The sequence below is a fragment of the Streptomyces sp. NPDC059003 genome, from assembly GCF_042740445.1.
Taxonomy (GTDB): domain Bacteria; phylum Actinomycetota; class Actinomycetes; order Streptomycetales; family Streptomycetaceae; genus Streptomyces.
Map to the genome: position 1 here is coordinate 1 of NZ_JBHYJH010000303.1, position 6,350 is coordinate 6,350.

Annotated in this window: 7 protein-coding genes; 6 read left to right on the plus strand and 1 reads right to left on the minus strand. The window is 73.7% G+C overall.

Features of this window, described 5'->3' with window-relative positions:
- Positions 1-145 precede the first annotated feature (145 nt).
- Positions 146-1,384, plus strand: coding sequence for a uroporphyrinogen-III C-methyltransferase (gene cobA, locus ACFWZ5_RS43955; RefSeq protein WP_384806245.1), 1,239 nt, complete (start codon positions 146-148; stop codon positions 1,382-1,384).
- A gap of 91 nt (positions 1,385-1,475) precedes the next feature.
- Complete coding sequence (locus ACFWZ5_RS43960; RefSeq protein ID WP_384806243.1) at positions 1,476-2,303, plus strand: TrmH family RNA methyltransferase; 828 nt, start codon at positions 1,476-1,478, stop codon at positions 2,301-2,303.
- A 7-nt stretch (positions 2,304-2,310) separates the two neighbouring features.
- On the opposite strand, the gene ACFWZ5_RS43965 is transcribed toward ACFWZ5_RS43960, so the two are convergent.
- The gene (locus ACFWZ5_RS43965) at positions 2,311-3,636 is read right to left on the minus strand and encodes a serine/threonine-protein kinase (RefSeq protein WP_384806247.1); all 1,326 of its coding nucleotides are present in this window, start codon (positions 3,634-3,636) and stop codon (positions 2,311-2,313) included.
- 196 nt (positions 3,637-3,832) lie between these two features.
- Here ACFWZ5_RS43965 and ACFWZ5_RS43970 point away from each other — a divergent pair, with 196 nt between their 5' ends.
- The 4 genes from ACFWZ5_RS43970 to ACFWZ5_RS43985 all read left to right on the plus strand — a co-directional run bounded on the left by ACFWZ5_RS43970 (position 3,833) and on the right by ACFWZ5_RS43985 (position 6,182).
- A complete protein-coding gene (locus ACFWZ5_RS43970; protein ID WP_384806241.1) occupies positions 3,833-4,108 on the plus strand; it encodes a hypothetical protein in 276 nt (91 codons plus the stop codon).
- Positions 4,109-4,314: 206 nt separating this feature from the next.
- Positions 4,315-4,518: a hypothetical protein gene (locus ACFWZ5_RS43975; RefSeq protein WP_384806239.1), complete on the plus strand. Its 204-nt coding sequence runs from the start codon at positions 4,315-4,317 to the stop codon at positions 4,516-4,518.
- 323 nt (positions 4,519-4,841) lie between these two features.
- Positions 4,842-5,813, plus strand: coding sequence for a phosphotransferase (locus ACFWZ5_RS43980; RefSeq protein ID WP_384805350.1), 972 nt, complete (start codon positions 4,842-4,844; stop codon positions 5,811-5,813).
- A gap of 69 nt (positions 5,814-5,882) precedes the next feature.
- A complete protein-coding gene (locus tag ACFWZ5_RS43985; protein ID WP_384805348.1) occupies positions 5,883-6,182 on the plus strand; it encodes a zf-TFIIB domain-containing protein in 300 nt (99 codons plus the stop codon).
- Positions 6,183-6,350 lie beyond the last annotated feature (168 nt).

Genomic DNA, 6,350 nt, shown 5'->3' on the forward strand with positions numbered 1-6,350 from the left:
CGCTGCGTCGCCGCCTTCTTCTTTGCGCGGGCGCGGGGCCCCCCCCCCCCCCCCGTTTCGGGAAGGGGGGGGCTTGGGGAGCCCCCGGCAGGGCCCACCCCACCGCCCACCCCGCCCCACCCCCGCCCCAAGGAAAGGCGCCCCCATGGCCACCGAACACCCCGCCTACCCCGTAGGCCTCCGCCTCACCGGCCGCCGCGTAGTCGTGCTCGGCGCCGGCCAGGTGGCCCAGCGCCGCCTCCCGGCCCTCATCGCGGCGGGCGCCGACATCCTCCTCGTATCGCCGTCGGCGACCCCCTCCGTGGAGGCGATGGCGGACGCCGGCGAGCTCACCTGGCACCGCCGGCCGTACGCGGAGGGCGACCTCGCCGGCGCCTGGTACGCCCTGATCGCCACCAGCGACCCCGCCGCCAACACCGCAGCCTCCGCCGAGGCGGAGCGGAACCGCGTCTGGTGCGTCCGCTCCGACGACGCCGACGAGGCCACCGCCTGGACCCCCGCCACCGGTCACAGCGAAGGCGTCACCGTCGCCATCCTGACCACGGACGCCAAGGAGCGCGACCCCCGCCACACCGCCGCCATCCGCGACGCCGTGGTGGAGGGCCTGCGCGACGGCACCCTGGTGGCCCCGCACCACCGCTCGCGCACCACCGGCACCGTCGCCCTCGTCGGCGGCGGCCCCGGCGACCCGGACCTGATCACGGTCCGCGGCCGCCGCCTCCTCGCCGGGGCGGACGTCGTCATCGCCGACCGCCTGGGCCCGCGCGACCTGCTCTCCGAGCTGCCGCCGCACGTCGAGGTGATCGACGCCGCGAAGATCCCCTACGGCCGCTTCATGGCGCAGGAGGCCATCAACAACGCCCTGATCGAGCACGCCAAGCAGGGCAAGTCGGTGGTCCGCCTCAAGGGCGGCGACCCGTACGTCTTCGGACGCGGCATGGAAGAGCTCCAGGCGCTCGCCGCGGAGGGCATCCCCTGCACCGTCGTCCCGGGCATCTCCAGCTCGATCTCGGTGCCGAGCGCCGCGGGCATCCCCGTCACCCACCGGGGCGTCGCCCATGAGTTCACGGTGGTCAGCGGCCATGTGGCGCCCGACGACGAGCGCTCGCTCGTCGACTGGCCCTCGCTCGCGAAGCTGACCGGCACGCTCGTGATCCTCATGGGCGTCGACAAGATCGGCCGGATCGCCGAGACCCTGATCGCCCACGGCAAGGCGCCGGACACCCCGCTCGCCCTGATCCAGGAGGGCACGACGGCCGCCCAGCGCCGCGTCGACGCGACCCTCGCGACGGTCGCCGACGCCGTCCGCACCCATGAGGTGAAGCCCCCCGCGGTCATCGTGATCGGTGCCGTGGCGGCCCTGAACCCCGAGCGCTCCGTCTGACGGCGGACCTCGCACCGACCAACGTAACCATCGGTAACGGAACCGCTCCCGAGCCGTTGGCACTCCTCCCCGGACAAGGCAGTATCACCCTGTGGCTGAAGTTCAAGGTCTCATCACCATCGAAGACCCCGACGACCCGCGCCTGCGCGACTACACGGGCCTGACCGACGTGGAGCTGCGCCGCAGGCGCGAGCCCGCCGAGGGCCTGTTCATCGCCGAGGGCGAGAAGGTGATCAGGCGCGCCAAGCTCGCCGGCTACGAGATGCGGTCGATGCTGCTCTCCGCCAAGTGGGTCGACGTCATGCGAGACGTCATCGACGAGGTCCCCGCCCCGGTCTACGCCGTGAGTCCCGACCTGGCCGAACGGGTCACCGGCTACCACGTGCACCGCGGCGCCCTCGCCTCCATGCAGCGCAAGCCGCTGCCCACGGCCGACGACCTGCTCCAGACGCATCGCCGCGTCGTGGTGATGGAGGCCGTGAATGATCATACGAATATCGGGGCGATCTTCAGATCCGCCGCCGCACTCGGCATGGACGCGGTCCTGCTCTCGCCGGACTGCGCCGACCCGCTGTACCGCCGCTCGGTGAAGGTGTCCATGGGCGCGGTCTTCTCCGTCCCCTACGCGCGCCTCGACTCCTGGCCCAAGGGCCTCGAAGGCGTCCGCGAGGCGGGCTTCAACCTGCTCGCCCTCACCCCTGACGAGAAGGCCAAGTCCCTCGACGAGACGGCGCCCCACCGCATGGACCGCGTCGCCCTGATGCTCGGCGCCGAGGGCGACGGCCTGTCCACCCAGGCCCTGGTCGCCGCCGACGAATGGGTTCGCATCCCGATGGCCCACGGCGTCGACTCGCTGAACGTCGGCGCGGCGGCCGCGGTGGCGTTCTACGCGGTGGCGACGGGCCGCCCGCGCGACTGAGCCCGGCTCAGTCACCTCGCGGCGGCGCCGCCGGTGACCGTACGTCGCTGACACCCTGCTCATGCCGTACGTCGCCGAGCCCGCGCGCGGGACCCTGGCAGCCCTGTGCGGCGGCGATGCCCAGGGCGACGAGCAGCGTCACGACCACGAAGACGAACAGCCGCTGCCGCAGCAGCCGTGGATTGGCGGGCCGCAGCCGCGTGCCGGTGGTCCGCGGCCCCTGCCGACCGGTGCCGCTGCGCGGCGCGGGCCTGCTGCCCGAGCCCTTGGTGCCCCGGGGGGCGGACGGGCGCGCGCCCGCCTGCGAGCCGCCGGTGCGTGAGCCGCCCGTCTGCGACCCACCGGTCCTGGGCGCGCCGGTCCTGGACGAGCCGGACCGCGGCGGGGGAGTGCCCGGCTGGGTCCGGCGCTGGGTGCGCTGTTCCGCGTAGGTGTCGGCGAGGCGGCCGGTCGGCCGCTCGTGGGACTCCTGGCGCGGGGCGGGCGGACGGACGTCGGTGAGGCCCTGCGCCTCGCGCGCCGCGATCTCCTTGAGCCGCAGCGACAGTTGGAGCGTGCTGGGACGTTCCTCCGGGTCCTTGGCGAGACAGGCCCGCAGCAGCGGGGCGAGCGCGTCGGGCACCCCCCGCAGCTGGGCCTCCTCGTGCACGACCCGGTACAGCATGACCTCGGAACTGCCGTGCCCGAAGGGCGAGTCCGCCATCGCCGCGTACGCGAGCGTGGCGCCGAGCGCGAACACGTCGGTCGAGGGCGTCACTGCGGCACCGCGCACCTGCTCGGGCGCGAGGAACCCCGGCGAACCGACGGCCGTGCCGACGTGCGTCAGCGTCGATGCCCCCGTCGCCCAGGCGATGCCGAAGTCGATGATCCGCGGACCCTTCGGGGACAGCAGGATGTTCGACGGCTTGAGGTCCCGGTGCACGACACCGGCCTCGTGCACGGCGACGAGCCCCTCCGAGAGCGCGGCGCCGACGACGGCGACCTCGGCGGCGGACAGCGGCCCTTCGGCGGCGACCTTGTCGTGCAGCGAGGGCCCGGGCACGTACTGCGTGGCGAACCAGGGCCGGTCGGCCTCCAGATCGGCGGCGACGAGCCGCGCGGTGCACCCGCCCCGGATCCTCCGGGCGGCCGACACCTCACGCGCGAACCGGGAACGGAACTCCTGATCCTCCGCCAGATCAGGCCGGATGACCTTCAACGCCACCCGCTGGCCGCGCCGGTCGGAGCCCAGATAGACCACGCCCATACCGCCGGCGCCCAGCCGCCTGTGCAGCCTGAACGAGCCGACGACACGCGGGTCCTCGCGCCTCAGGCGCATCATCGCCATGTTCATCCCCGCTGCCCGGTCCGTCTGACGAGCCACAGCTTACGTTTCCACGGCCGGGCACGTGCAGAGGCCGCGCCCTCGCGATCCGATCGATTGTCAGTGCCCGGTGGGAAACTTGAGAAGTGGTCAGGTGGCGCGGGACCAGGGACCTTCGCCGCCGCATGCGATCCCAACCACCCATCGCCGAAGGGGGATTGATCCCGTGAAGGGTGACCGCGTGGAGATAGTCGTGGACGCCGGGGACACGACGCGTACGTACGAAGTGGTGGCGAGCCGGGCCGGCCGCCGCGTGGAGACCGCCGTCCGCAGGGGAGTGGTCGAAGTGAGCGAAGTCACGCGCAGCGGCTCCGTGGTCCGCACGGCCCGCTTCATGGCGACCCGCGTCCTGGCCCTCGTCGAGCAGCCCGTCCCGAGGGAGGACACCTCCGAGCGCTCCGAGCGCACGGGGCGTCCCCTCCGGGAAGACCCTGAGACCTAGGTCCCCGTCTCCACCCACGGGAGTAGTTGTGTGACGAGCGCTCATCCTCCGGGAGGCCCGCCAATCGATACGAGGGCATGACGTCCAAGGCGCCCCTCACGCCTAGATTTGAAGTCAAGCGGCGGGTGCAGCACTCGTCCCCCGAGGTCAGACACCCGCCGCTGCCAAGAACTGCATCAATCGAAGTGTCAGGAAGGGAGAGCACCATGGCGGACATCACGCCGCGGGTCATGATCCGCACTCAGGGACGGAAGCTCTCCACCCTGGGTGTCCGGCCCTCCGGCCAGCGCCACCCACTGGTGGCCACGCTCATGGTCCTCCCCCTGGCAGCCCTGCTCACGGTCGCCTTCGGCGGCTGGGACGCAGTGGTCACACAAGCGTCGTCCGTGGGCGTGATGCTGGGGCGCTGAGCGGCGCCCCAGGCCCGGAAGAGCGGTCCGGGCGGGGACATCCGGCCATGAAACCCCGTGGGGACGGGGGTGCGGCGGACGGCACAACAGCCCGCGCAGCTGGGGAGCTGCGCGGGCTGTTTCTTGCCCACATTTCCAGCCCGCCCGGCAAGGTTTCAGCCCGTCCGGCGTTTGAGGACGAGGCGCGAAGCGCCGACAAGGCGGGGGTCCCAGGGGGCGCAGCCCCCTGGTTCGGGAAGGGGCGGGCCTGGGGCGCCCCGCGAGGGCCCACCCCACCCCCGTACGCTCACAACCCCACCCACCCAGCCCCCGCCAGGACCACCGTGCGCCCACCCCTCCTCCCCGCCCTGCAGGCCACAGCCAAGCTCCGCGCCCACACCACCACACCCCCCTGCCCCTGCACCCCGCACGCCGCCCCGTCCGACCCACCCTCCACGGTCCTGGCGGACCGCCCCGACGCCACGGTGGTCCGCCACGGCCCCGTCGTGGCGAAGGCCCACGCCCTCGACACCCCCGAGCCCGCCCTCACGGCCCGCCTCGCGGCCGCCGCCCACCCCGCCCTGGCGGACACCCTCCTCGCCCCGCTGTCCCCGGAGCCCACCCGCCTGCACGACCGCCTGGTCACCCTGTGGCCCCACGGCACCCCGGTGGACCGCGACGACCCGGACGCCGCCCCCTGGGAGGCGGCCGCCACCCTCCTGGCCCGCCTGCACCGCACCCCGCCGACCGAACTGCCGCTCCCGCTGCCCGAAATGAGGGGCCCGGAAAAGGCGGCCCGCGCCGTCGGACGCCTGCGCGCGACGGCCCCGCACCCCGACACCCCCGCGGTGGAGCGTGCCTGGGCCGGCCTGCCGCCCTGGGCCCGCCACGAGGCCCCACCCCCGGGCCCGGCCCGCCTCTGCCACGGCGACCTGCACCTGGGCCAGCTCGTCCGGGCGCCCGAAGGGAACTGGCTGCTCATCGACGTCGACGACCTGGGCACCGGCGACCCGGCCTGGGACCTGGCCCGCCCGGCCGCCTGGTACGCCCTCGGCCTGCTCACGGCCCACGAGTGGACCCGCTTCCTGGACGCCTACCGGAGCGCGGGCGGCCCGGCGGTCCCGGCGGACGGAGCCGACCCGTGGCCCGCGCTCGACGTCCCGGCCCGCGCCCTCACGGTGCAGACCGCGGCCCTGGCGATCACCAAGGCGGCCGCCCAGGGCCGGCCCCTGGACGAGGTCGAGCGCGAGTTCACCGATGCCTGCCGCCGCATGATCACCATCCCGCCGGACAGGGCGCCGATCACCACGCAGTAGGGTGCGACGCACCGAAGCCGGGCAGACATCCGGCGAAGCAGTCACCACCGGCAAGGAGTTGAGCCGTCCATGCACTGTCCCAAGTGCCATGCACCGATGCATACGTACAACCGCAATGGCGTCCAGATCGAGCAGTGCAGTGGTTGCCGTGGGATATTCCTCGACTACGGCGAGCTGGAGGCCCTGACCCGCCTGGAGGGCCAGTGGAACAGCGGCCACCAGGCTCCGCCCGCCCCGCCCGCCGCCCCGCAGTACCCGGCCGCGCCCGCCCCCGCCTGGGGCGCCCCGCACGGCGGTCACCACGGCCACCACGAGCACCACGGCCACAAGCGGCACAAGAGCTTCGGTCACATGCTGTTCTCCTCCTGAGCTCCCGGGGGCCGCACGCGGCCCCCGCGGACCGCTCACGGCGGAACTCGCGGCGGAACACGACGAAGCCCCAGGCCGAGAGAATCGGCCGGGGGCTTCATGGAGCTGGTGCGCGATACTGGGATTGAACCAGTGACCTCTTCCGTGTCAGGGAAGCGCTCTCCCGCT